The organism is Dyadobacter soli, assembly GCF_900101885.1.
Taxonomy (GTDB): Bacteria; Bacteroidota; Bacteroidia; order Cytophagales; family Spirosomataceae; genus Dyadobacter; species Dyadobacter soli.
Genome location: NZ_FNAN01000011.1, coordinates 176,718 through 200,127, shown reverse-complemented (window position 1 = coordinate 200,127; position 23,410 = coordinate 176,718). Strand labels below are relative to the sequence as shown.

Annotated in this window: 21 protein-coding genes; 13 read left to right on the top strand and 8 right to left on the bottom strand. The window is 50.6% G+C overall.

Annotated elements, in window-relative coordinates; translation table 11 throughout:
* Nucleotides 1–76 precede the first annotated feature (76 nt).
* From BLQ88_RS19360 to BLQ88_RS19350, 3 genes are all read left to right on the top strand, one after another.
* Complete coding sequence (locus BLQ88_RS19360) at nt 77–754, top strand: response regulator transcription factor (protein ID WP_090153524.1); 678 nt, start codon at nt 77–79, stop codon at nt 752–754.
* Nucleotides 751–2,127: a HAMP domain-containing sensor histidine kinase gene (locus BLQ88_RS19355; protein ID WP_090153522.1), complete on the top strand. Its 1,377-nt coding sequence runs from the start codon at nt 751–753 to the stop codon at nt 2,125–2,127. The genes BLQ88_RS19360 and BLQ88_RS19355 overlap by 4 nt, the downstream gene beginning before the upstream one ends.
* A 309-nt stretch (nt 2,128–2,436) precedes the next feature.
* A complete protein-coding gene (locus BLQ88_RS19350) occupies nt 2,437–3,903 on the top strand; it encodes a TlpA family protein disulfide reductase (RefSeq protein ID WP_090153521.1) in 1,467 nt (488 codons plus the stop codon).
* Between the two features lie 49 nt (nt 3,904–3,952).
* Here the strand turns inward: BLQ88_RS19350 and BLQ88_RS19345 are convergent, their stop codons facing one another.
* The 5 genes from BLQ88_RS19345 to BLQ88_RS19325 all read right to left on the bottom strand — a co-directional run bounded on the left by BLQ88_RS19345 (nt 3,953) and on the right by BLQ88_RS19325 (nt 8,148).
* Entirely contained in the window at nt 3,953–4,456 is a 504-nt protein-coding gene (locus BLQ88_RS19345; RefSeq protein ID WP_090153519.1) for a DUF6691 family protein, read from the bottom strand.
* A 3-nt stretch (nt 4,457–4,459) separates the two neighbouring features.
* Nucleotides 4,460–5,023 (bottom strand): YeeE/YedE family protein, encoded by a 564-nt coding sequence (locus tag BLQ88_RS19340; RefSeq protein WP_090153517.1) that lies wholly within the window; start codon nt 5,021–5,023, stop codon nt 4,460–4,462.
* A gap of 2 nt (nt 5,024–5,025) precedes the next feature.
* The gene (locus BLQ88_RS19335; protein WP_090153515.1) at nt 5,026–6,507 is read right to left on the bottom strand and encodes an MBL fold metallo-hydrolase; all 1,482 of its coding nucleotides are present in this window, start codon (nt 6,505–6,507) and stop codon (nt 5,026–5,028) included.
* 107 nt (nt 6,508–6,614) lie between these two features.
* The gene (locus BLQ88_RS19330; RefSeq protein WP_090153513.1) at nt 6,615–7,412 is read right to left on the bottom strand and encodes a sulfite exporter TauE/SafE family protein; all 798 of its coding nucleotides are present in this window, start codon (nt 7,410–7,412) and stop codon (nt 6,615–6,617) included.
* Between the two features lie 82 nt (nt 7,413–7,494).
* On the bottom strand, nt 7,495–8,148 hold the full coding sequence (locus BLQ88_RS19325; protein WP_090153511.1) for a Crp/Fnr family transcriptional regulator: 654 nt from the start codon (nt 8,146–8,148) through the stop codon (nt 7,495–7,497).
* A 222-nt stretch (nt 8,149–8,370) separates the two neighbouring features.
* On the opposite strand from BLQ88_RS19325, the gene BLQ88_RS19320 reads away from it, so the two are divergent.
* The 9 genes from BLQ88_RS19320 to BLQ88_RS19280 all read left to right on the top strand — a co-directional run bounded on the left by BLQ88_RS19320 (nt 8,371) and on the right by BLQ88_RS19280 (nt 19,446).
* Nucleotides 8,371–9,039, top strand: coding sequence for a response regulator transcription factor (locus tag BLQ88_RS19320; RefSeq protein WP_090153509.1), 669 nt, complete (start codon nt 8,371–8,373; stop codon nt 9,037–9,039).
* A gap of 11 nt (nt 9,040–9,050) precedes the next feature.
* Complete coding sequence (locus tag BLQ88_RS19315; RefSeq protein WP_176885028.1) at nt 9,051–10,436, top strand: sensor histidine kinase; 1,386 nt, start codon at nt 9,051–9,053, stop codon at nt 10,434–10,436.
* A 90-nt stretch (nt 10,437–10,526) separates the two neighbouring features.
* Nucleotides 10,527–10,967 carry a Rieske 2Fe-2S domain-containing protein gene (locus tag BLQ88_RS19310; protein WP_090153505.1) on the top strand — a complete coding sequence of 147 codons (441 nt, stop codon included), beginning with the start codon at nt 10,527–10,529 and terminating at the stop codon, nt 10,965–10,967.
* A gap of 3 nt (nt 10,968–10,970) precedes the next feature.
* Nucleotides 10,971–11,885, top strand: coding sequence for a DUF5777 family beta-barrel protein (locus BLQ88_RS19305; RefSeq protein ID WP_090153503.1), 915 nt, complete (start codon nt 10,971–10,973; stop codon nt 11,883–11,885).
* Nucleotides 11,875–12,438, top strand: a complete 564-nt coding sequence (locus BLQ88_RS19300) for a YceI family protein (protein WP_229212757.1) — start codon at nt 11,875–11,877, stop codon at nt 12,436–12,438. Before BLQ88_RS19305 ends, BLQ88_RS19300 begins: the two co-directional genes overlap by 11 nt.
* 7 nt (nt 12,439–12,445) lie before the next feature.
* Entirely contained in the window at nt 12,446–16,789 is a 4,344-nt protein-coding gene (locus BLQ88_RS19295; RefSeq protein ID WP_090153500.1) for a CusA/CzcA family heavy metal efflux RND transporter, read from the top strand.
* Nucleotides 16,790–16,793: 4 nt separating this feature from the next.
* Nucleotides 16,794–17,930 carry an efflux RND transporter periplasmic adaptor subunit gene (locus BLQ88_RS19290; RefSeq protein WP_090153498.1) on the top strand — a complete coding sequence of 379 codons (1,137 nt, stop codon included), beginning with the start codon at nt 16,794–16,796 and terminating at the stop codon, nt 17,928–17,930.
* Between the two features lie 14 nt (nt 17,931–17,944).
* Complete coding sequence (locus BLQ88_RS19285; protein ID WP_090153496.1) at nt 17,945–18,628, top strand: phosphatase PAP2 family protein; 684 nt, start codon at nt 17,945–17,947, stop codon at nt 18,626–18,628.
* 149 nt (nt 18,629–18,777) lie between these two features.
* Nucleotides 18,778–19,446, top strand: a complete 669-nt coding sequence (locus BLQ88_RS19280; RefSeq protein WP_090153494.1) for a BON domain-containing protein — start codon at nt 18,778–18,780, stop codon at nt 19,444–19,446.
* Nucleotides 19,447–19,586: 140 nt separating this feature from the next.
* Here the strand turns inward: BLQ88_RS19280 and BLQ88_RS19275 are convergent, their stop codons facing one another.
* Nucleotides 19,587–21,122, bottom strand: coding sequence for an IS1182 family transposase (locus BLQ88_RS19275; protein ID WP_090153492.1), 1,536 nt, complete (start codon nt 21,120–21,122; stop codon nt 19,587–19,589).
* A gap of 92 nt (nt 21,123–21,214) precedes the next feature.
* Nucleotides 21,215–21,790, bottom strand: a complete 576-nt coding sequence (locus tag BLQ88_RS19270; RefSeq protein ID WP_090153490.1) for a DUF4136 domain-containing protein — start codon at nt 21,788–21,790, stop codon at nt 21,215–21,217.
* 161 nt (nt 21,791–21,951) lie between these two features.
* On the opposite strand from BLQ88_RS19270, the gene BLQ88_RS19265 reads away from it, so the two are divergent.
* Nucleotides 21,952–22,797 (top strand): universal stress protein, encoded by an 846-nt coding sequence (locus tag BLQ88_RS19265; protein ID WP_090153488.1) that lies wholly within the window; start codon nt 21,952–21,954, stop codon nt 22,795–22,797.
* A gap of 91 nt (nt 22,798–22,888) precedes the next feature.
* Here the strand turns inward: BLQ88_RS19265 and BLQ88_RS19260 are convergent, their stop codons facing one another.
* Complete coding sequence (locus BLQ88_RS19260; protein ID WP_090153486.1) at nt 22,889–23,332, bottom strand: Hsp20/alpha crystallin family protein; 444 nt, start codon at nt 23,330–23,332, stop codon at nt 22,889–22,891.
* Nucleotides 23,333–23,410 lie beyond the last annotated feature (78 nt).

Below are 23,410 nucleotides of genomic sequence, written 5' to 3'. Positions count from 1 at the left end.
GTTGATTAGAGCCGGGATTTTATAGCTTTTCTCATGGGAAGGCTTGTAATTTGGCAATGAAAATAAGGGAAGCATTATGAATGTTTTAGTCGTAGAAGATGACGTCGAACTGACCCAGTTCATTCAAAAAGGACTGGTTTCGGAAGGCATAGCAGTCTCCACTGCGTTTGACGGCATCATCGGACGCACGATGGTGAATGAAAACCGGTTTGACGTGGTGGTACTGGACGTGAACCTGCCGGGCGTGAACGGTTTCGACCTCTGCCGGTTTATCAAACAAAACTGGCCTGCGGTGCCCGTGATCATGCTGACAGCGCTGGGAAGCCTTGATAACAAGGTGCTCGGCTTCGAGGCCGGCGCCGACGACTACCTTGCCAAACCATTTGCATTCAAAGAGCTGCTGTTCCGCCTCAAAGCACTCGCCCGCCGTCACCCGTCCCGCGCGCCCCGGCCCAAACGCCTCGAACTGTTAGATCTGGCCATTGAAACGGATTCGCACAAGGTATGGCGTGCGGGCGAGCGGATCGAGCTCACGGCACGCGAATATGCACTGCTTGAATACCTGATGCTCAACCAGGGGCGGGTCGTCAACCGGATAGATTTACTGGAAAATGTGTGGGATGTTCATTTTAACAGCAATACCAATGTGGTAGATGTTTACATTAACTACCTGCGAAGAAAAGTTGACCGGACAGAGCCCAAATTGCTCCATACGGTATTCGGCGTAGGCTATATGCTAGGGGCTGAGCCATGAGCATTAAGCAACGGATCACGATCTGGTTTGGGGCGCTGGTAGCTTCGCTGCTACTGCTGTTTTCCATTTTCATTTACCAGACGACCGAATCTTACCGCAAAACGCTATTCCAGAACAGGCTGCAAAGAAGGGCTGTCGCAGGGGTACTATACTTCCAGAACCGGAGTGAATTCCACCGGTCGAGCTACCTGACGCTTCCCGACCAGCACGAGACGATCGTCGGGGACGGTAACCGGGTCATTTACAAGTCTTCCGGCCCGGACGATTTTAAACTCAAAGCCGGGCTGCTCAGCCAGGCGCGTCAAAAAGAGACTTATTTCGAATATGACGCCACGCCGTGGAATGCTCCCAAGGAAGGTGTGGCGCTTTCGTTTGAATTCGACGGAAAAAAATACGTTTCGGTGGTCACGGCCTACGACCTCACCGGCCGTCAGGCCAGCCAAAGCCTGCTGTTTATTTTGCTGATCGGCAATATCGTGATGCTCGGCATTGTCGCATTTGCCGGTTTCTGGTTTGCACGCCGGTCCATGCGGCCCTTTGATCAGCTGATCAACCAAATGAACCCGTCTGCCGCCAACGACTTTTCTTTCCGGCTCCAAAGTACCTCTAAGGATGATGAAGCGACCTACCTGGCCAATGCATTCAACGGATTGCTCGAACGGCTGCAAGGGCTCGCCGATAGCCAGGAACATTTTGTGGCTTACGCGTCACATGAAATCCGCACGCCGCTGACTGTTGTAAAGGGGATTTTGGAAACTTCCATTGCCTACGACAATCAACTCGATGATATCCGTACAAGTATGGAAAAGGCGCTATACCGCCTGGAAGATGCGATTACGCTGGCTAATTCGCTACTTCAATTGGCGGAAGTGGAAGGGCTCCAATCCGTCAAAATGCAGCACGATGTGAACATCGTAGATACAATCCTTGACACTATATCGTATTTTGGAGAGAAGCATCCCGACCAGCAGATAGAATTGACACTGTCCGATATTTTCACTGAAAAAAGTCAAACAACGCACGTAATGGGCAGCTCCGTTCTTCTTAGGACGGTGCTGATCAACATCCTGGACAATGCCAGCAAGTATTCCGGCAAAAAGCCGGTTTCACTGGAAGTCGATTTGGACGAGCTCGGCTTGCTGATTAAAGTTACCGACCAGGGTATGGGCATCCCCCAAGATCAACTGGCGGAAGTGTTCATGCCCATGATGCGGGCTAATAACGTCGGCAAAGTCCCTGGCTTTGGTCTGGGCCTGACCATTGCCAAAAAAATCATTGATATCCATCAGGGTGAATTGCAAATTACCTCCCAGCCTAATTTAACCCAGGTTTGCATCAGGTTACCGATCAAAACTTTCGAAGGTTCATTGTGAACTGGTATATGACGAATATGGTAGTTACAGCACTATTTCTTTCATAGCTGAGATATTAGGAAATTGAATTACAAAATATCCCATTGTCAACCACATTTATTAAACTGCAAATCCTCCGCCGTCCTTGCAGAAGGCATGTTCCGTGCTAATCTCTGTAATACGTTTTAACGACCGGATAGATTGCCTGCTTATCTATATAGATATGATCGATCAATCGTGGTAAGTTGAGCCTGCCAAGTACATTTTAAGAAAGTGGATCGCAACCTCGAATAATTCCCTTATATTTATATATATCATTATATTGTATATATGAATATGAAGCTATTTTCAACTTGTCTCTTGGTTATTGCCACTGTCAGCATAGTCTCAGCACAGATCGGCAATAAAATTGTTGACAATTTAGATTTGGAAGGCAACATTACTGTGCATATCAAGTCCGTTCCTCAATCTGAGAATGTTCTCGTGAACCTTGGTACATACCATAGCTTCCCCAAGAATGACGTAAGTGTCGTCCGAGACACATTAACCCATGAAAATGATGAAGTTTACTTAACGGGTCCGTGCCGAAATGTGGGATTATCTTTCTTGCATATAGCTGACTCGACTTATAAGGTCGTGGGTGGGCCGGGAGACACTATTGAGGTGTCGATTATAGCCGATGTAAGCAAAGCAACCGATCAATCCCTTCTGTCCTTTGAAGGAAAAAACAAAGAATTGCAACAGTATTACCAATTGAAAACGAGAAGACTAAATGATCCTGTTCAAAGTTGTATGAATGTAGGAATAAGCGCTGCGAAACTGGGGCCATTTCAACAAGAAATGGATAAAAGCTATGCAGCTCAATACCAGCTTTGGGTAGAGTTTCAAAATATGCATAAGCTTCCCGATTGGTTTATTACCTATGAAACAAACTCGTTGAACTATACCGACGCGTGGCTTAGGGTATACATGGTGTGGTATCAAACCATCTATCAAAAGAAAAGCCAGGCAATCCCGGAATCGTATTTTGCATTTAAAGATAGGATCAAAGTGAAGAACGAAGCCACTATGTATCACTATGACTACCTTCGTTTTCTACGCGAGCAAATTTTCTGGCAAATGCGCCAATCCGACCGTGCAATGGGTTTGAAGAATCTGGTATCCTACGCAAAGCAGGTATTAGGTGAAAACATGGGTTCGTTCTTCGAGATCTGGGAGTTAAGCGGAGCTGCTGACAATTTGAACTCGGTCGAAAGTGAATTTAACAGGAAGTTTCCCGGAAATTATCAATACTTAGTTGATTTTATCAAACACCGCGCGAAAGCAAGTAAAATGCTTTTAAAAGCTGGTGATAAAGCACCAAATTTCGCCTTGGTTGACTCAAACGATTCTTTGGTGACACTTAACCAGTATAAGGGGCAGGTAGTGTACCTCAGCTTCTGGTTCACCACTTGCGGACCTTGTATCAAAGAAATCCCTTACGAAAATAAACTTGCAGAGCATTTCAAAGGTAAGCCAGTCAAAATTATTAGTATTTGTACCGGCACGCCAGGGACGTCAGATGAGCGCCAGATTGCCAAATGGAAGGCCGCTTCCGAGAGATTCGGCTTGAAGACAATCGACTTATTTGCCAACCGCTCCTGGACAAATACATTGGCTAAAAATTACGTCATAAGCGTGTATCCACATTATGTGCTGATCGGCGCTGATGGGAACATTATCGAAAATTTTACCGAACGGCCCAGCCAGGGCGTAACCTCCAAGATAGAGAAGGCGCTGGCTGAAATCTCGAGGTGAACCGTTTGGTGCTTCGCTAAGAAGATAGTATGCCGGCCACAATTCTGAATCAATGCGGCAACAAGTCGCGGAAGCGGCCGTACACCCAGGTGCCGGCCACCGCACTGGCTAGCACCACAGTCACTACTGCTGCCCCGGTCCCGATCTGCGCAAACAGGGGCCCGGGACAAGCGCCGGTAAGTGCCCAGCCCAGCCCGAACAGAAACCCGCCATACACCTGGCCTTTGTTGAATTTCTTCGGCGTGAATGTGATCGGCTCGCCGTAGATGGTTTTGATGCGAAACCGCCTGATGAGCCAAACCGAGATGATACCTGTAACTACCGCCGAGCCGATAATGCCATACATATGAAACGATTGCAGCCGGAACATTTCCTGAATGCGGAACCAGCTGATTACTTCCGCCTTGACAAAGGCGAGACCGAACAGCACGCCGACGATCAGGTATTTGAAATTATGGTACCATTTATGCTGCAAATGCGACTCGTTAATGCAGATCGTATCCTGCGACCGGGCTTCGAGCCCGGCGGTATTGTCAATCAAGGAAGGCTGCATGTACTAGTTGTTTAAAATAATGGGTAAAATAAAATTGGCCATCAGAAAGCCACCGGCTATAAAGCAGCATGTCGCCACCAGCGAGGGCCATTGCAGCGCGCTCAGGCCCATGATCGAATGTCCGCTCGTGCAGCCGCCCGCGTATCGCGAGCCAAACCCGACTAAAAAGCCACCGCCGACCATCATAATCAATCCGCGCGCTGTGAGCAGGCTGTCCCACGAATAGAGCTGCGTCGGCACCATTCCCGAAAAGTCGTTGATACCGTAGGTTGCGAGTTCTTGCGCCAGCCGCGGATCGATTTGGATCGGCGCGGGGTTTACCAGAAAGTAAGCCGCCAACGCGCCTCCTAAAACGATACCCGCCACAAAAAACAGGTTCCAGATTTCCCTCTTGTAATCATATTGAAAGAATGGCACATTGCCTGGAAAGCAGCTCGCGCAGACATGCCGCAAATTGGCCGAAATACCGAAATGTTTATTGCCTAAAATCAGCAGGGCGGGTACTGTGAGGCCGATCATCGGACCGGCCACATACCACGGCCAGGGTTGTTTAATTACTTCCAGCATCCTTATTTCATCCCTCCGTTTAATGTCTCTAATACCTGGCCGCTGCCAGCGCCGTTGTCAATCGCAGCCGCCTGCGTGGTCGGGCATACGTAGTCCGTGACCTTCACACGCCCCGACTCGCTGATTGCCTTGAAACCTCCTGCGACGTCGATCAGGTTATGGTAGCCGCGCGCCCGAAGGATCGAGTTGAAGATCATCGACCGGTAACCGCCTGCGCAATGTACGAGATAAGTTTTGTTGCTGTCAATCTCTTCCAAATGCTCATTCAGGTAATCCAACGGCAAGTTTTCCGCTCCTTCCACGTGCTCGGCCAGGTATTCGCTGCGCTTCCTCACATCCAGGACCTGCCAATCAGGATGGGCGTGCAGCAGAGCCGGTATCTCTGCGGCCTCCACCGAAGGAATGCTGTCAATTTCCTTTCCGGCTTGCTCCCATGCTTGAAAACCGCCGGCTATATGCCCGATCGCATTGTCATAGCCTACGCGTGCCAGCCGCATCACCACCTCTTCCTCCCGGCCCGGCTCTGTCACCAGCAAGATCGGCTGCCGGATGTCTCCAATGAGCGCGCCTACCCACGGAGCAAAGCTGCCGTCGATGCCGATATTAATGGAGTTAGGAATAAAACCTTTGGAAAATACCTGCGCCGCGCGAGTGTCCACCACGAGCGCGCCCGTTTCGTTGGCAACCGCCTCAAATGCACCGGCCGTGAGCGCCTGCATCCCGCGGTTCAGCACCTGGTCAATACTTTCATATCCCTGGATATTCATCATCACATTGGCCGGAAAATAGGCAGGTGGCGGCGTCAGGCCGTCGGTTACCTTTTGGATGAATGTCTGCTTATCCATCGGCTGCAAGGCGTAGTTGGTAGCTCTTTGGTGCCCCAGACTATCCGTGGTTTCCTTGCTCATATTCTTGCCGCAAGCCGAACCTGCCCCGTGCGCCGGGTACACAATGATATCATCCGGCAATGGCAGGATTTTGTCGTGAAGTGAATCGTAGAGCATGCCTGCGAGTTTGTCCCGGGTCAGATTGCGCACGATTTTCTGTGCAAGATCCGGCCGGCCTACATCGCCGATAAACAGCGTGTCGCCGGTAAAGAGCCCCACCCGACGGCCGTTTTCGTCAGTTACCAGGTAACAGGTGCTTTCCAAAGTATGTCCCGGTGTATGAATAACTTCAATGGAAATCCCACCCAGCCGGAGCACCTCGCGATCCTTTGCAATATGCGCACTGAAACCGGGATTGGCCGTAGGGCCATACACGATCGTTGCACCCGTCTTTTCGGCAAGGTCCACATGCCCGCTCACAAAGTCTGCGTGGAAATGGGTTTCCAGCACGTACTTTATTTTCGCTCCATTCTTTTCCGCGCGGGCCAGGTATGGGCCTGTTTCGCGGAGCGGATCGATGACAGCCGCCTCACCGTCGCTTTCAATATAATAGGCTCCCTGAGCCAGGCAGCCAGTATAGATTTGTTCGAGTTTCATTTTTCTGTTAACTGTTTTGAGTGATAGGTAGGAATACCGTGTGACAAAGTTCGCAAGGCAGCCGGCCATTGTCTGTGACCTTTGTCACACAGGTCTCTTTTATGGTTTTATGACAAAATCAGCTCCTTGAAGAGGATAAAGCATCCCATGGCAAGCACAAACCAGCCGAAGCTTTTTTTCAACTGGCCGCTGTCGAGCTTCCGCGCAAGCTGGCCACCGATGAAGATACCGGCCACGGCAACGAGTGTCACAGTCAGCAGAAAGTACCAGTCGATAACAAAATGGCCTAGATCGCCGGCAAAGCCCACCAGCGAATTGAGCGCGATGATCAATAGCGAGGTTCCTACCGCCTCCCGCATGGGCATACCTAGCACCAGTACCAATGTAGGGATAAGCAAAAAGCCGCCCCCCGCGCCGAGGAGCCCCGTGGTAAGGCCGATCCCGACCGCACTGAGACCCAATTTTACAATGTTACGCCCCAGGTCGCATTCGAGACAGCCGGGCTCAGTTTGCCGGCCCCTAATCATCCCGATCGACGCTGCGAGCATCAGCACCGCGAACAACGCCATCGTCAATAGCGGCTCGGTAATCTGGAAGTCGCCGATATGGAAGAGATTTTGTGGAATTAAAGGGACCAGGAGCTTCCGCGTCAGGTAGACGGTTACCATGGAGCTCAAACCAAAGAACAGTGCGGTTTTGACATTGACCAACCCACGGCGGTAGTTGCCATAAGCGCCTACAAGGCTGGTCGAGCCGACAATGAACAGCGAATAGGAAGTAGATACGACCGGGCTGATGCCGAATATATATACGAGGACCGGCAAGGTCAGGATCGATCCCCCGCCCCCCACAAGCCCCAAAGAAATACCGATTAATACCGACGCTAAATAACCAATGGTTTCCATATGCATTTGCTCTAACTGAGCGCAAAATTGCAGTACGGATTGCGGCAAGTTTGTGACAAATGTTACACAGCAGGAAAGTCGTTCAAAAAAGGACGGTGATCGTGTTCCGGCCCAGCCGCACCATTCCGCGTTGCTCCATTTTTTTAAGCAGCCTTGATACCACTTCCCTGGATGAGTTCATATCAGTCGCGATCTGCTGGTGGGTCAATGCCAGCTCGTCGCTGTGGGAGAGCTTGCGTTGATTTTTAAGGTAAAATTCAATCCGCTCGTCCATGCTCTTAAAAGCGATGTTATCCACCACTTCGAGTAGCTCTTCGAACCTGGAACGATACGTTTCCAGTACGAAATAGTACCATGTCTTATAACCAGTCATCAGTTCGTCCATCAATGCGATGGGCACAAGTAAGGCTTTGGAGGGCTCCAAGGCTTTGGCGGAAATCTGGCTCTGTTCGTTCCGCGTAGCGCAGATCATCGATAGCGCGCACGCGTCCCCTGCACCGAGCTGGTACATGAAAAACTCGTTGCCATCCTGATCCTCCCTGTAAATTTTCACAGCGCCCTCGACAATCAGCATCGTCGATTTGAAGTATTGCCCCGGGCGCATGAGCTGCTGGTCTGCCTCGAAATCACGGATAATGCAGTGCTCGGCGAGTTTGTTGATTAACTCCGGCTCAAATTGCCCGAAATAGGCTTCCAGCAGTTGCTGCACCCGGGAATGCTGTATCGTAGTGCCCATTGGTTGTTGATTTAAAAACGGCTAAGTTAAGCATTTACAGAAGTCTTGTTTGTGACATTGGTCACACAGCGATCCGCCGAGGTTGCGGTATGGTCATAGACACTGGCAGTCGGTTGTTATCTTCTCTGATATTTTAAGCATATCTTAAGAGACATCGGGATAGTTATTCCATTGCTTCTTACTTACTTCGTACACAGTGATTTTAATGTCACTATTTAGACCATGCGAATCCTGATCATCGAAGACGAGACCGGCATTTTAAACTTCCTCCGACAGGGGCTTGAAGAAGAATCCTATTCAGTCGATACGGCTACGAATGGCCTTGACGGCCTTGAAATGGCGCTCGCAGAGGCCTACGATGTGATGCTGCTCGACTGGATGTTGCCGGGAAAAAGCGGAGTCGAGCTCTGCCGGGAAATCAGAAAGGCAGGCATCAAAACGCCGATTATCTTTCTGACCGCCCGCGATACGGTACAGGACACGGTCTTCGGTTTGCAGGCCGGAGCCAATGATTACATTAAAAAGCCATTCAGTTTCGAAGAACTGCTGGAACGGATCAAGGTGCAATTACGGCCTCATTCAGGTGAACAGATTGAATTTCGGCTGGGACCAATTCTCGTCGATACACAGTCCCACCAGGTTTTCAGGGATTCACAGGAAATCAAGCTCACTCAAAAAGAGTTTGGATTGCTAGAATTCCTGCTGCGCAACAAAGGAAAGGTTTGCCGGAGGACACGGATCATCGAGAGTGTCTGGGATATTCATTTCGAGTATAATACGGGTGTGATCGACGTTTACATCAATTCGCTGCGCAAAAAGCTGGGGCTCACCAGAGAAGAAGACTACATTCAGACCATCCGCGGCGTAGGTTACATTGCGAAGGAAATATGAACCGTGCGCCGATGAAGTCCTCCTATCGAAACCGGATTGCCCTTAACTTCACGCTGGGTACCGGACTATTGGTGGCCCTGATCTTTCTGCTGATTTATTACATAGTCAGCGCAACGGTTTTCAACCGTCTGGAAAAAGACCTTGGCTATGAGCTGGACAAACATTTTTACGAAGTAGGCGTCCGGCAAGGACAACCCTATTTCGCCGATAAAGCGGAATGGCTCGAACGTGAGCATAGCGAACTGGAAATCAATCCGGTATTTGTCGTGCTGACAAACCTTTCCGGAAACGTCATCGACAAATCGCCCAATCTGAAAAATGATTCGCTCAAACTCCATTTCTCGTCGGCAGATCAAGCTGTATTCAAGACCACTTTGCGCGGGCTTACAATAGCGCAGGTTCAACTGACCATCCAGGCAAATAACCGGCCCGCTGGCTACATTGTGGTAGCAATGCCTATCGACGAATCAGAAGGAGTGCTTTTTAATCTTAAAGTCGTGCTTTTAATTGCTTTTCCGGCGGTGCTGGCGATCCTGTTCGTTTTCACACGGTATATCGCCGGCAGGAGTATACAACCGGTGCTGACGGTGATTGAAACCGCCAGTAAGATTTCCAACGACAACATGGAGAGCCGTATCCCGGTACCGGCTGTCCGCGATGAACTGCACCTGCTGGTGACCACGCTAAACGAGTTGATGACCCGAGTCGAGCATGCGATCGAGCGGGAAAAACGGTTCACGGCCGATGCATCGCATGAGCTCCGCACACCACTGGCGGTGATTAAAGGAACGCTGGAAGTACTGATACGAAAGCCGAGATCGGCGGATGAATATGTTGAAAAGATCTCTTACTGCATAACAGAAATGGACCGCATCAACCACCTGGTTGACCAGCTCCTTCTCCTAACTCGGTTCGAAAGCCAGCAAGAGGCCATGGATATGCGCGCAGTGGATCTTTCCGAACTCACTGGCAACGTGCTGGCGCGTCACCAGCAGCAGATCGTTGAAAAGAATCTTTCCGTGGATCTGGAAACGGACGGGTCGCACTTCGTATATAGTGATCCGTACATGACCGATATCATGCTCGATAACATTATTTCCAATGCGGTGAAATATTCGCCTGGCCCGGCCGGCATGACAATCCGAATCGAGACTTCCGGTGAAAAGACGTGCTACACGGTATCCGACCAGGGAATCGGCATTGACCCGGACGACATCAGTCGTATACGCGATGCTTTCTACCGTTCGGCCCCCCTGTCCCATCCCGAAGTAAAAGGAAGCGGTCTGGGCCTGTCGATCGTGAGCCGCATGTGCGAAATGCTTGGCGTGGATTTCAACATCCATAGCCAGCTAGGTAAAGGCACCCGGGTTACGCTCTCATTTCCAATCTTAAGGTAATCTTAAGAATCCCTTGAGAATCCCTTAAGAAAGGCAGGGATACCTTTGATTCAAACAGAAAACAATCAGGGTTAATCCTGCTAATCATCTATGAACTCCACCGGACACGCTCAGAACCTGAGCCGCCATGCATTCCTGCGCAAGCTGGGCTTTGGCGGAGCTGCACTTTCCGCAATTTATTTTGGCAGCCATCTGCAATCATGTACCAACGACCGGGTCAATCCCGCGCCCACCAATATGACCCTCGATCTGAACGACCCTGCTTATGCTGCTCTGAAATCCAATGGCGGATACGTCGTAAAGGATGGCGTCGTCATCGCCCGAAGCAATACCGGCTCCTACATCGCGGCCACCCGAACATGCAGCCACGAAGGCCGGAATGAGGTAATCTACCAAACCGACCATTTCTATTGCACAGCACACGGCGCCAAATACGACAATACAGGCAAAGGTCTCAATAGCGAAGGCAGGAAAGGAATAGCCGTTTACACGACCTCACTTACCGACCAAGTCCTTACTATAACTGCCTAAGCCATGCTCAAAACGACATCTGTCCTGTTTTTCAGTCTGATCACTTCCGTTGCATTGGCCCAGACCGACCTGATGAAGCAGTTGGAACAAGCCGACGACTCCACGGTCCAGTATGTAGCAGCAACCTTCAAGGGCACCCGCATTATCAACGGGCATTCGATCGAAACGGTTGGCAAGAACAACATGGACTTCATCATTTCGCACCGCTTCGGGGCGATTAATTCCGGGGCCGGCAACTTTTTCGGCTTGGACGAATCCCAAATCCGCCTCGCGCTGGAATACGGCCTCACCGACCGGCTGATGGTAGGTCTGGGCCGCAGCAGCTATCAAAAAACGATCGACCTTTTCGTAAAATACCGGCTGCTTCGCCAGTCGAGCGGCCTGCGTAATGTGCCTGTATCGGTTACGCTTTTTGCCAGTGACGCACATAATGCGAGTACCTCCACGCCCGACCTTCCGTTTTATACCATTACCCAGCGCCAGACGTACACGTTTCAGGCGCTGATCGCCCGCAAATTCAACGAGAAGCTCTCCTTGCAACTTACACCCACTGTAATGCACCGGAATCTGGCCCAAAAGCCTTTGGATGCGAACAATGTCTATGCTTTGGGTATGGGCGGGCGCTACAAGCTCACCAAACGGACCTCATTCAATGCCGAATATTGGTATACGCCTAAAACGATCGGCGGCACCACCCAACGCGACCCGCAATACACCAATACGCTCTCGCTCGGATTTGACATTGAGACAGGCGGTCACGTGTTCCAGCTTCACCTAACCAACTCGCGCGGCATGATCGAAAAGCAGTTCCTGGGCCAGACGACGGGCAAATGGAGCAATGGGGATATCTTCTATGGCTTCAATGTTGCCAGGACATTCAGTTTCGACAAAAGCAAAAAACACAGCAATGGATACTAGACTCTTTAAACTGGCATTTCTGCTTATGGCCAGTCAGCTGCTGGCCATTTGCGCCAGCGCGCAGATTTACATGACCAAAACCGGGCAGACCAGCTTCTTCTCTGAAACACCCCTGGAAAATATCTCTGCTGTAAACCAGCAAGTGGCGGTGCTGCTCAGCAGCGCCAGCGGAGAAATCGCGGTGCGGATGCAGCACCGGGCATTTAGTTTTCCAAACAAGCTCATGCAAGAGCATTACAATGAAAATTATATGGAAACCGCGAAATACCCGGCCGCCAGCTTTACAGGCAAAATCAACGAGCATATCGATTACGGCAAGGACGGCACTTTCACGGTGAGCGCAGAAGGCGTGCTTGATATCCATGGCGTGAAACAAAAGCGGGTTTTAAGAGGTCAACTGGTAATAGACCACGGGCAATGCACACTCACCAGTGAATTCGACGTGAGGCTCACGGATCACAACATCCAGGTCCCCACCCTGGTGATTGCTAAAATCGCCGAGTCCATTTCAGTCAAAAACAAGTTCGTTCTCACATTGAAGAAAAACCCGTAGTGACTCAATGCTGAACAAAATCATCGCCTTTTCAGTCAGAAACAAGCTTATAGTCGGGCTGCTGGTCCTTGCGCTGATAGGGTACGGAAGCTTTGAGCTGACCCGGTTGCCGATCGACGCGGTACCCGACATCACCAACAACCAGGTTCAGGTTATCACAATCGCGCCATCTTTTGGCGCGACCGACATCGAAAGGTTGGTTACGTTTCCCATCGAGCAGGCCAACAACAATATTTCGGGCCTGAAAGAGATACGAAGCTTCTCACGCTTTGGCCTTTCCCTGGTTACGATCGTTTTTGAGGACGATGTGGATGTGTACTGGGCACGGCAACAAGTCTCCGAGCGTCTTGCCAAAATACAGGCGCAAATCCCGCAAGGTATCGGTACACCGGAGCTTGGGCCGATCAGCACCGGGCTCGGCGAAATTTATCAGTACGTGGTGCGTGCCAAGGAGAGTTACCGGCACCGTTATGATGAAACCGAGCTCCGCACGATTCAGGACTGGATTGTCAGGAGACAACTACTTGGTGTGAAAGGAGTTGCAGAAGTAAGCAGTTTCGGCGGTAAGCTCAAACAATATTCAATAGAAGTGGATCCCGCCAAACTGCTTTCCATGGGACTGAATATCAACGATATATTTACTGCGTTGCAGGAAAACAACGCCAATACCGGCGGCGCTTACATCGAAAAAGGCCCCTCGGTGCTCTACATCCGCAGCGAGGGGCTTGTAGAAAATCTCGAAGATATCGGCAGCATTGCCGTCAGGAACCTGCCCGATGGACAACCGGTGTTTATTCGCGATGTTGCCGAGGTCAAGACCGGCTTCGCCACACGCTACGGGGCGATGTGCTACAACGACCAGGGTGAAGTTTCGGGAGCCGTGGTGATGATGCTCAAAGGAGCCAACAGCAGCGAGGTGATCAACGCGGTGAAACAACGCGTGGCGCAGATCCAGAAAACATTGCCTGAAGGTGTGGTGATAGAACCTTTTCTGGACCGCACCAAAATGGTAAACAACGCCATCGGAACCGTGGAAAAGAACTTGCTGGAAGGGGCATTGATCGTCGTTTTCGTGCTGGTGATCTTTCTGGGAAACCTCAGGGCGGGTCTGCTGGTCGCGTCGGTGATTCCGCTAGCTATGCTTTTTGCCGTCATCATGATGAACACCTTCGGCGTCAGCGGTAACCTGATGAGCCTTGGCGCACTGGATTTCGGCCTGATTGTCGACGGGGCCGTGATCATTGTCGAGGCGGTAATGCATCAGATCGCCCGGAGCAGCCATTTTTCAGGCACCGAACGGCTCACGCAAAGCCAAATGGACGAGCAGGTCAACGAATCGGCTGACCGCATGATGAACAGCGCCGTATTCGGGCAGATGATTATCTTAATTGTATACCTGCCCATATTCACCCTGCAAGGTATAGAAGGGAAAATGTTTAAACCCATGGCGCAAACTGTGGCATTTGCATTGCTAGGGGCGTTTCTGCTCTCGATCACCTACATTCCGATGATGAGCTCGGTGTTTTTAAGTAAAAAAGTTAGCCAGGAGCCCAATTGGTCCGACCGTGTAATGCGCAAAATCACGGCCGGCTACCTGATCGCCTTGGATAAACTGCTGCACTTCCCTAAAACTGTCATGCTATCCGCGCTACTGCTTTTCACCGCGGCGATATTTACCCTGACTGCCCTGGGGGGCGAGTTCATACCCGCGTTGGAAGAAGGGGATTTTGCCGTCGACACGCGTGTGCTTACGGGCAGCAGCCTGACCACCACAATCGCCAATACTACTAAGGCGGCACACATTCTTAAAACCCGCTTCCCCGAGGTGGAGAAGGTCGTTACCAAAATCGGCAGCGGCGAGGTCCCTACCGATCCGATGCCCATGGAAGCGAGCGATATGATGGTGATCCTGAAAGACAAAAGTGAATGGACTTCGGCAAGCACCTTTCCCGAGCTTTCGGAAAAAATGGGCCGCGTATTGCAGGAAATACCCGGCGTGACGGCCGGATTCCAATTTCCAGTGCAAATGCGCTTCAATGAGCTCATGACCGGCGCACGGCAGGATGTGGTTTGCAAAATATTCGGCGAGAATCTGGACACGTTGGCATTGTATGCCGCCCGGCTGGGTAAACTTGTCAATCAGGTCAATGGCGCCCGGAACCTATACATCGAAGCTATGTCGGGCCTGCCACAGATCGTGATACGGTACAACCGAAACACCATTGCACAATTCGGTCTTACTGTCGGAGCGGTGAACCGGATCGTAAACACCGGACTCGCCGGCCAAAATACCGGGATGGTTTTCGAAGGAGAAAAACGATTTGATCTGGTCGTAAGGCTCAACCCGGCTCAAAAAAGGAACGTCGCACAGATCCGGGACCTGCTGGTACCTACGCCCGGTGGGATCCAGGTCCCGCTTTCCCAGCTGGCCGACATCCGTATTGTTACTGGTCCCAATCAAATCCAGCGGGAGGATGCCAAGCGCCGCATTGTGGTGGGATTCAATGTGGCCGGGCGTGATGTACAAAGCATTGTCAACGAAGTTCAGGCCAAAGTCGGCAAAAAATTGCAACTGCCGGCCGGCTACTATGTCACCTATGGCGGCGCTTTCGAAAACCTGAATGCAGCCAAAGCACGACTGATGATCGCCGTGCCTCTTTCGCTGGTGCTCATCTTTGTGCTGCTGTATTTTGCATTCGACTCGGCGCGTGACGGGCTGCTGATTTACTCGGCAATCCCGCTATCGGCTATCGGGGGAATTTTCCTGCTCGCCCTGCGCGGAATGCCGTTCAGCATCAGTGCCGGGATCGGCTTTATCGCGCTATTCGGCGTGGCCGTACTGAACGGGATTGTACTCGTAGCGGAATTCAACCGGATTCGTAAGGCGGGTGAAATCGCTGTTCGAAAAGCGATACTGGAAGGCGCTAGCCACCGGCTTCGCCCGGTTCTGATGACCGCTTTTGTCGCTTCGCTGGGCTTTTTACCCATGGCTGTAAGTAATGGCGCCGGGGCGGAAGTACAACGACCGCTGGCAACGGTAGTGATCGGCGGCCTTCTGGTCGCGACCGCGCTCACATTGTTTGTCTTACCGGTACTTTACATGGTATTCGAAAACCGGTTCCAGCTCAAAGCAAGCGCTGCCGCCCTGTTGATCTCCGGTTGCCTGCTCGCACCCGATCAGGCCCACGCCCAAAAACAGATCGCCCTGGAAACGGCTATTAACCTGACGCTGAAAGACAACAGTTTGTTAAAAAGCGAAAAGTTACGGACACAGTACCGGCAGGCACTTATCAAAACCGCAGTCAACCTACCTCAAACCAACGTGAATATAGAGGCAGGGCAGATCAACAGCGCTTACACCGATACGCGGTTTGCAGTATCCCAGTCGGTGTTTCTTCCAGTGGTTTACCGGCGGCAACGCTCGCTTCTGGAAGAGGAATTTCAGGCAAGCGCCCTGCAAGCCTCCGTCACCGCGCTCGACCTGCGGCGAAACGTCACGCATCAGTTTTACATGCTGCTTTACCTAAGACAAAAATCCCGGCTTCTCGCCTCCCTCGACAGCCTTTTCAGCGCGGTCGCTACGCGCGCCAATGAGCGCCTGGCCCGGGGAGAAACCAACGTACTCGAAAAGACAAGCGCTGAAATGCAGCTCGGGCAGATCAGGCAGCAGCGCGGGCAGTTGGCTACTGATCAAAAACTGGCGCTCATCACATTCAACCTGCTGCTAAACGGATCGGAACCGCATGAACCGCTCGACGGCCCGCTTGTCTTTTCTCTTAGCGGATATACCGACACGACCAAATTATTATCGCACCCCTATATGCAGCTGGCCCGCCGGCAACAAGATATTGCCGGCGCGGCTGTCGCTGTCGAGAAAGCACGGCTTTTGCCCGAATTAAGTCTGGCCTACAACAACATGAGCATGCGTGGCACCGGTGCTGACAACAAACTTTACAATGGCTGGCCGCGCTTTCAGGCTGCGCAGTTGGGGGTAGGGATACCTGTTTTCGCAGGTGCACAAAAAGCGCGTATCCGTGCAGCGAAGATCGCCGGAGAGGCTACCGGGGAGCAATATCTGATTCAGCAACAGCAGTTTATGGCCCGCTACAGGACAGTGCTTACGAATTACCGTCAGCTGCTCGAACGCGTCGGCTATTATCGGGATTCCGCCGTCCCCAATGCCGAGCTGATTGTCCTGACGGCGACCCGCCAGCTTGAAGAAGGCAATATCAATTATGTGGAATGGAGCCAGCTGATCGCCCAGGCCACTTCGATCAGAAGCGAATACCTTGATACGATTGCCAACCTGAATGAGAATACCATTGACCTGGACTATTTCCTTAGCCAATAAATGAATGATGACTGTCAAATTTGTCCTTTATACGGCGCTGGGCATCCTGCTGGCCTCCTGCACGGCGAAGACCGCCGAACAGGAGTCTGCCGCCCAAATGCCGACACAAGAAAACGTCGCGAAACTGACGCCCGGCCAAATCCGTAATGCGGGCATCGTCACCGCGTTGCCCCAAGTCAGACCGGTTGCATCCGTATTACGACTTAACGGTAAAATCGATGTACCACCACAAAACATGGTATCGATCAGCGCGCCGCTCGGAGGCTATTTGAAATCAACCAACCTGCTGCCTGGAATGCACGTGCAAAAAGGGCAGGTATTGGCGGTGCTGGAAGACCAGCAGTACATTCAGCTGCAACAGGACTACCTCGCCGGCACCGCGCGCATCAAATACCTCGAGACCGAGTACGATCGCCAGAGGAGCCTTAATGCCTCTAAGTCGGTGAGTGACAAAACCTACCAACAAGCCGAAGCCGACTTTCTGGCCCAACAGGTGGCCGTCAGCGCTTTGGCCGAAAAGCTCCGGCTTGCAGGCATCAATCCAAAGCAGATAAGTGTTGACCGGATTTCGCGTAGCGTCAACATTTACTCACCGATCTCGGGTTATGTGTCACGGGTTAATGTGAACATTGGCAAATACCTGGCCCCCACCGAAGTACTTTTTGACCTGATCAATCCATCGGATATCCATTTGGCGCTGAAAGTGTTTGAAAAAGACCTTGACAAGATCCGCAAAGGCCAGCAGGTAATGGCCTTTACCAATGCCAGGCCAGAGCGGAAACTAGCCTGCGAAGTGATTCTGGTTGGAAAAGACCTCTCACGCGAGCGCACGGCCGAAGTCCATTGCCACTTCCAAAAATACGAGCCCGATCTTTTGCCGGGCACATTTATGAATGCCGAGCTTGCACTGGAATCCCGTCATGCGACCGTCCTGCCGGAAGAAGCCATCGTCAGCTTTGAAGGAAAAGAGTACATATTCGTCCCTGGCAAAGATGGGTTTACCATGACGGGAGCCCAGACAGGCAATAGCGAAAACGGCATGACCGAAATCCTGAGTCCAACCGGTCTGCAAGGCACGCTTTGCGTGACAAAAGGCGCCTATTCGCTGCTTATGTTTCTAAAAAATAGATCTGACCAATAAACCCTCTTTATGCTATGCGGCCCCTCCTATTTCTGCTTTGCCTTTCCACGCTTGCTGCCGCGCAGCCAGCATCCCCTGTTGCTCAGGATAGCGTTGTAACGGCTCGTATTCCGATTTTACGACAGCTTTACGCGCCAGCTTCCCTGATTTTGGGCGGCCTGATAGCCAACGGTCATTCAGAGGAGTCCATTAGCCACGAGCTCGCCGAGTCTCGCAACCGCCATATGCCCCGGTTCCGGACGCACATCGACGATTACATACAGTTTTCACCGCTGGCTGTCGCCTATGTCCTGGATGCATTCGGGGTGCGCTCGAAAACAGATGCCTTGAACAGAACAGCCATTCTTATTAAAGGTGAAGCGATGGCGTTGAGCACTGCCACTATTCTAAAATCGGCCACCCATAGCTTGCGTCCCGATGGCAGTTCTTACAACTCCTTCCCATCAGGCCATACAACCCAGGCTTTTGCCGCCGCCACTTTCCTCAACGAGGAATATAAGGACCGTTACCCCTGGATCCCTTATGCAAGCTTCACAGCCGCATCCTCTGTGGGCCTGTTACGGGTAGCCAATAACCGGCATTATATCAGCGACGTGCTCGTTGGAGCCGGTATTGGATACCTGTCGATGAAGGCAGCGTACTGGACGCATCAGTATAAGTGGGGAAAGCGAAAAGCTAGCGCCAAGCCTGTATACTGATTAACATGCAGACCGTCCGGCACATCGGAGAACAATCACATTACATATTGACACTGATCATTATTGCGCACACCAGGACCGGCTAATTTCGAGTACACAGTTTTCCTGCGAAAACTTAAACAAAGTGGTCAACTTAATATCAAAAAATCATGAAAACCGATTTTGAGATCCAAAAAGATGTCATCGAGCAACTTCGTTGGGAGCCCGCATTGGCTGCCGCGGAAATCGGAGTGTCTGTTAAAGACGGGATTGTGACTTTGTCAGGCACTATTGATTCTTACCCCAAAAAGCTTGCGGCGGAAAAGGGTGCACGCAAAGTTGGGGCCGTCAAAGCAGTCGTTGAAAACCTGGAAGTGCACCTTCCGACTAACAAGCAGAAGAGCGACCAGCAAATCGCTGACCAGGTCTTGCATGCCCTGCGCTGGCATACTGCGGTAGCCGACGAAAAATTGAAGGTCACCGTTGAGCATGGATTTGTAACCCTTTCCGGCCAGGTCGACTGGGGTTATGAGAGAAATATGGCAAAAACCGCGATCGAAAACATAGAAGGTATCCGGCTTGTGGTGAATGAAATCACTGTCCGGCCCCATCCTGTCTACTCGGACGTCACCGAAAAAATAGGTGCGGCCTTTCAACGCCACGCATCAATTGATTCATCGAAGATCAGAATTTTTATCACCGGCAACCGTGTAACCCTGGAAGGCCGGGTCAGATCTTGGGCGGAGCGCGATGATGCCGAGGAGGCAGCCTGGTCTGCCAGAGGCGTCAATCAGGTAGTCAACAATCTGATTGTAGAGGAAGAAGAATTTGCATTCTAACCAAAACTAAGAGGGTGTCTCATTCCAAAAATGGGGCACCCTCTTTCGTTCTGGTATTTCGGTAAATACAAACTTGCAATCAAAACCCTAGACCGAAAGCTAATCGGTGTAATCGGGCGATATCCAGGAAAACGACCCTTCTAGGCTGCCTTTTTCCTGATATTCTGGGCTAATGCGATCAATCCCCACTCGATTTCGACCTTCTGTTTGCCGCGGAGCATAAACCGCCGGAAGCCGTGGTTGTTTTTTATGTTGCCGAAGACCGGTTCGACATCAAAACATCGTTTCTTTTGTTTCTGGATGCCTTCTTCACTTGTTAGCAGCTGGTCAGCTTGCTGCTTTTTCCTTTCCAGATTCACATTGATCTGAATCACCCTATCACCTTGTGACTTGTGACAAGCTCCGTTCAAAGGGCAACTTTGACAATTTCTGGCCTTATAAAGCCTTAGGGTCTGCGCAAAACCGGTCGTTGTTTTCCTTGTCCTCTCACCTATGTAAGCCATTTTCTGGCCCATCGGGCAGATGTAATGGTCTTGCTTAGGGTTGTAATAAAGTTTGTCAGCTGCAAATGGATGTTTTTTGTGGAAGGTACGGCTTTGGCGTTTGTCAAACAGGTTGTACTTCACAAAGGCAGTCACCTTCTTTTCTTCCAATAACGTGTAGTTTTCCTCAGAACCGTAACCTGCGTCAGCTGTCAGTGATTTTGGGCCAGCGCCAAAGCTTTTTTCATGTTGTTCAAGGTGGCTTGCCAGGGTGTTGGTATCCGTTGTATTAGGATGTAATGTATAATTGACGATGAACTGGTTAGAGGTCGATATCTGAACATTATAGGCTGGTTTGAGCTGACCATTGCGCATATGATCTTCTTTCAACTTCATGAACGTGGCGTCTGGATCGGTCTTGCTAAAAGAATTTCGGTCGCCTAAAATGGCTTCTTGCTGCTCGTAGCGGGCGATGTTAACCGGGTAATGCTTAGTCACATAACCCAGTTTAGCCTTCATCTTCTTGTCGATGTTTTCCTTTTTACTAAGCACCTGGTTAAGTGTATCGACCGTATCCTGTACTTTCTCTTTGTTGATTGTGGTAAGATCTGGTGGCTCGGGCATGTTGTCCTCGGTGGCAGCCAGGCTCTGTGCATACGCCCAGATCTCGGACAGCTGCTTTTTCATCTTCTCCTTACTGCTGGCTATCGCCTTCTTCCAAACAAAGGTGTATTTATTAGCGTTGGCCTCGATTTTGGTACCATCAGTAAACACTTCCTCAATACTTAAATAGCCTTCCTGGGCAAGTAGAGTCACCACCTGCTCAAAAATCGTTCGGAACGCATCCTTCAAACGAACCCCTCGAAAACGGTTGATCGTGTTATGGTCGGGGAAGCTCATCGAGCTCAGATACATAAAGTAAATGCTCTCCTTACAAGCTGCTTCCAGCTTTCTACTTGAATAAATATTACTCATATAGCCGAATACGAGCACTTTTAACAGCATCTGAGGATGGTAACTCGCCGGACCGGTCAGGTAGTAGGCAGCATTGAGCGGCTCTAAATTGATCTTATTGATCACATCATCGACCACGCGCACAACGTGCCCTTTAGGGACTAATTCATCTAAACTTGGGGGAAGCAGCATCAACTGCTGCTGGTGATAAGGCTTGAAATTAGGCTGTCTTCGACCCATTTTTCTTTGATTTGCTTATAACTAAAGATAATCAATCCCGAAAAATTACCCAAGCCCTAAAAACAAAAAAGGTGTCCTTTTGAGACACCCTCTTAGTTTTCAATGCGATCTTTTCTGACCACCGAGTCGCCTCGGTCGGCATGCGATGGGAACGCATCGAGAATTTTTGCTGCGACCGACCGAATAACGACTTCGGGCTTTTTCCCGTCATCAAATACAACTTCAATGGCTGCAACCGCCCAGCCACGCCATATCAGCTTTCTGCTGACTGAATGCCAGACATCGATAATCAATGTTGCCTCACGGTATCGGAACAAGTTATCGCGCGGCATCATCCAATAATCTCCGTACATATACCCATAAGGATCCGGCAGCACTACGGACAGTTCCTGCACGCTTATATCATACCGCAGTGTCAGATCGGCAGTATCCTGACCAAGTAGGTAGCCTTTCGCTATCAGCAGATCATTGACAGCCTGCTTGATTCTCCCATCATTTAACTGATTGAAATACAACGAATTTATTTTCCAGGCGAGGCTATCTGCCTTTGCCCATTGAAAGGTATTGTATTGATTAACGGGATTGCTCTTTTCAACCTGATGGTAAATTCTAATCTCGGGGCTGCACCCGATGAGCATCATCGCCAGTATAGCAAGTGCGGTCCGCATAATATTGGAAAAGTTGGTATGGACATAAAATTAAAGCAGACAAACCTTGGCGGACATGAGCAAAGTCAGTTTACCCGGCGCTATTGGTCATCTTTCAAAATACTATCAATCAATAACTTGCAACTGGTTTAAATAACCAATTTAACCTAAGCGAGCTGCATATGAAAAAGATTCTTGTCCCTTTTGACTTCTCTGCACTTTCGATGTCCGCCCTCCGGTTCGCTATCGAGCTGGCCGAAGCAGCGCATGGCCAGGTCACTGCGCTGCATGTCGTCAGTATCGCGCCAGTTTACCTGGAAAGCCTGGACCCGAACGGGTATTCGGTAGGTTCCGCCTCGATACTCTCAGAATTGAGCCGCGAGGCAGCTGAGCATTTCGCCCGGGTCAAGGGCGAGCTGAAAACGAGTATAGAACCTGGCTTTCGTGTTGAGCAGGGATTGCTTCATCAGATTGTGATTAAGACCATACACGAGACAGAAGCTGATCTGGTGGTGATAGGGACAAACGAAATCAACGGAATCGCCGAAGTGATGATGGGCTCGAATACCGAAAAAATTGTCAGGACTGCGCCGGTACCCGTTATTTCCATCCATAGGGGGCAAAGAATCAGCCAGATCCGCAATATCGTTTTTCCCACGACTATCGATCTGGATCAGCACCGCTTTATATGGCAGATCCGGGCACTGCAATCATTTTTTGGCGCGCACCTTCACTTGCTTTACGTGAAGACACCTGACGTCAAAGACTCTGATAAAACCCTGACTGGTATGCTTGGCGATCTGGCCGAATACTATGGCCTTTCCGGATACAGTGTTCATGTTACCCATGCTTCCACCGAAGAAAAGGGTGTACTCAAATTCGCCGCCCGCATGCCAGGCTCGATGATCGCGATGGCCACGCACGGCTACACGGGCCTGACCCACATGGTGCTGGGAAGCGTCGCGGAAAATGTGATCAACCACACCCATGAGGCTGTGTGGACCTGCAAACTTTCCGAGCATGTCTGAACTCAAAATTGGATGCATAACTGACCTAAACTAAACTAAAACGAAAAGTGCCGCCGGGATTACCGGCGGCACTTACTTTTAGCTGCAAGCCTTACTTGATTGATACTTGCCGTGTAGTAGCATTATTTTCCGCAACTGCTTTCTTGGGCAGGCTGATTGCCAAAATACCGTCTTGGTAGGTGGCTTCGATCTTATCCTTATCAATTTGGTCGGGTAGTTGAAAGCTTCTTGAAAAGCTGTTATAGCTAAACTCTTTTCGCTTGTAGCCATTCTCTTCCTCTTCACTGTTGGACTTCTTCTCACTGCTGATCACGATGAAGTCATCGTGCAAATCAATCTTGAAGTCATCTTTTGTCAAGCCAGGCGCTGCTACCCTGATAGAAAACGCTTGCTTATTCTCTGTGATGTTAGCCGCCGGCACCGACTGCCGACCGAGGAACCGTTCAAGGTCGTTACGATCGGGCCATGGACTAAATGAATCATCAAATAAAAACGGCAAAAAACCTGTGGGTTTTACCAGAGATGTAGTTGACATAACCGTAGGTGTTTAAGGTTTAAACTGAACGTACATCTCAAAAATAAATACCTGTTGGATGCGCCAGGATGACGCACA

Excerpts from the sequence above, each read along its gene's own strand:
- BLQ88_RS19270 (WP_090153490.1), bottom strand. The coding sequence starts at position 21,790 with ATGCGGACCGCACTTGCTATACTGGCGATGATGCTCATCGGGTGCAGC.
- BLQ88_RS19330 (WP_090153513.1), bottom strand. The coding sequence starts at position 7,412 with ATGGAAACCATTGGTTATTTAGCGTCGGTATTAATCGGTATTTCTTTG.
- BLQ88_RS19350 (WP_090153521.1), top strand. The coding sequence starts at position 2,437 with ATGAATATGAAGCTATTTTCAACTTGTCTCTTGGTTATTGCCACTGTC.
- BLQ88_RS19340 (WP_090153517.1), bottom strand. The coding sequence starts at position 5,023 with ATGCTGGAAGTAATTAAACAACCCTGGCCGTGGTATGTGGCCGGTCCG.
- BLQ88_RS19320 (WP_090153509.1), top strand. The coding sequence starts at position 8,371 with ATGCGAATCCTGATCATCGAAGACGAGACCGGCATTTTAAACTTCCTC.
- BLQ88_RS19295 (WP_090153500.1), top strand. The coding sequence starts at position 12,446 with ATGCTGAACAAAATCATCGCCTTTTCAGTCAGAAACAAGCTTATAGTC.
- BLQ88_RS19300 (WP_229212757.1), top strand. The coding sequence starts at position 11,875 with ATGGATACTAGACTCTTTAAACTGGCATTTCTGCTTATGGCCAGTCAG.
- BLQ88_RS19280 (WP_090153494.1), top strand. The coding sequence starts at position 18,778 with ATGAAAACCGATTTTGAGATCCAAAAAGATGTCATCGAGCAACTTCGT.
- BLQ88_RS19275 (WP_090153492.1), bottom strand. The coding sequence starts at position 21,122 with ATGGGTCGAAGACAGCCTAATTTCAAGCCTTATCACCAGCAGCAGTTG.
- BLQ88_RS19335 (WP_090153515.1), bottom strand. The coding sequence starts at position 6,507 with ATGAAACTCGAACAAATCTATACTGGCTGCCTGGCTCAGGGAGCCTAT.
- BLQ88_RS19355 (WP_090153522.1), top strand. The coding sequence starts at position 751 with ATGAGCATTAAGCAACGGATCACGATCTGGTTTGGGGCGCTGGTAGCT.
- BLQ88_RS19285 (WP_090153496.1), top strand. The coding sequence starts at position 17,945 with ATGCGGCCCCTCCTATTTCTGCTTTGCCTTTCCACGCTTGCTGCCGCG.
- BLQ88_RS19325 (WP_090153511.1), bottom strand. The coding sequence starts at position 8,148 with ATGGGCACTACGATACAGCATTCCCGGGTGCAGCAACTGCTGGAAGCC.
- BLQ88_RS19265 (WP_090153488.1), top strand. The coding sequence starts at position 21,952 with ATGAAAAAGATTCTTGTCCCTTTTGACTTCTCTGCACTTTCGATGTCC.
- BLQ88_RS19290 (WP_090153498.1), top strand. The coding sequence starts at position 16,794 with ATGATGACTGTCAAATTTGTCCTTTATACGGCGCTGGGCATCCTGCTG.
- BLQ88_RS19260 (WP_090153486.1), bottom strand. The coding sequence starts at position 23,332 with ATGTCAACTACATCTCTGGTAAAACCCACAGGTTTTTTGCCGTTTTTA.
- BLQ88_RS19305 (WP_090153503.1), top strand. The coding sequence starts at position 10,971 with ATGCTCAAAACGACATCTGTCCTGTTTTTCAGTCTGATCACTTCCGTT.
- BLQ88_RS19345 (WP_090153519.1), bottom strand. The coding sequence starts at position 4,456 with ATGCAGCCTTCCTTGATTGACAATACCGCCGGGCTCGAAGCCCGGTCG.
- BLQ88_RS19315 (WP_176885028.1), top strand. The coding sequence starts at position 9,051 with ATGAAGTCCTCCTATCGAAACCGGATTGCCCTTAACTTCACGCTGGGT.
- BLQ88_RS19310 (WP_090153505.1), top strand. The coding sequence starts at position 10,527 with ATGAACTCCACCGGACACGCTCAGAACCTGAGCCGCCATGCATTCCTG.
- BLQ88_RS19360 (WP_090153524.1), top strand. The coding sequence starts at position 77 with ATGAATGTTTTAGTCGTAGAAGATGACGTCGAACTGACCCAGTTCATT.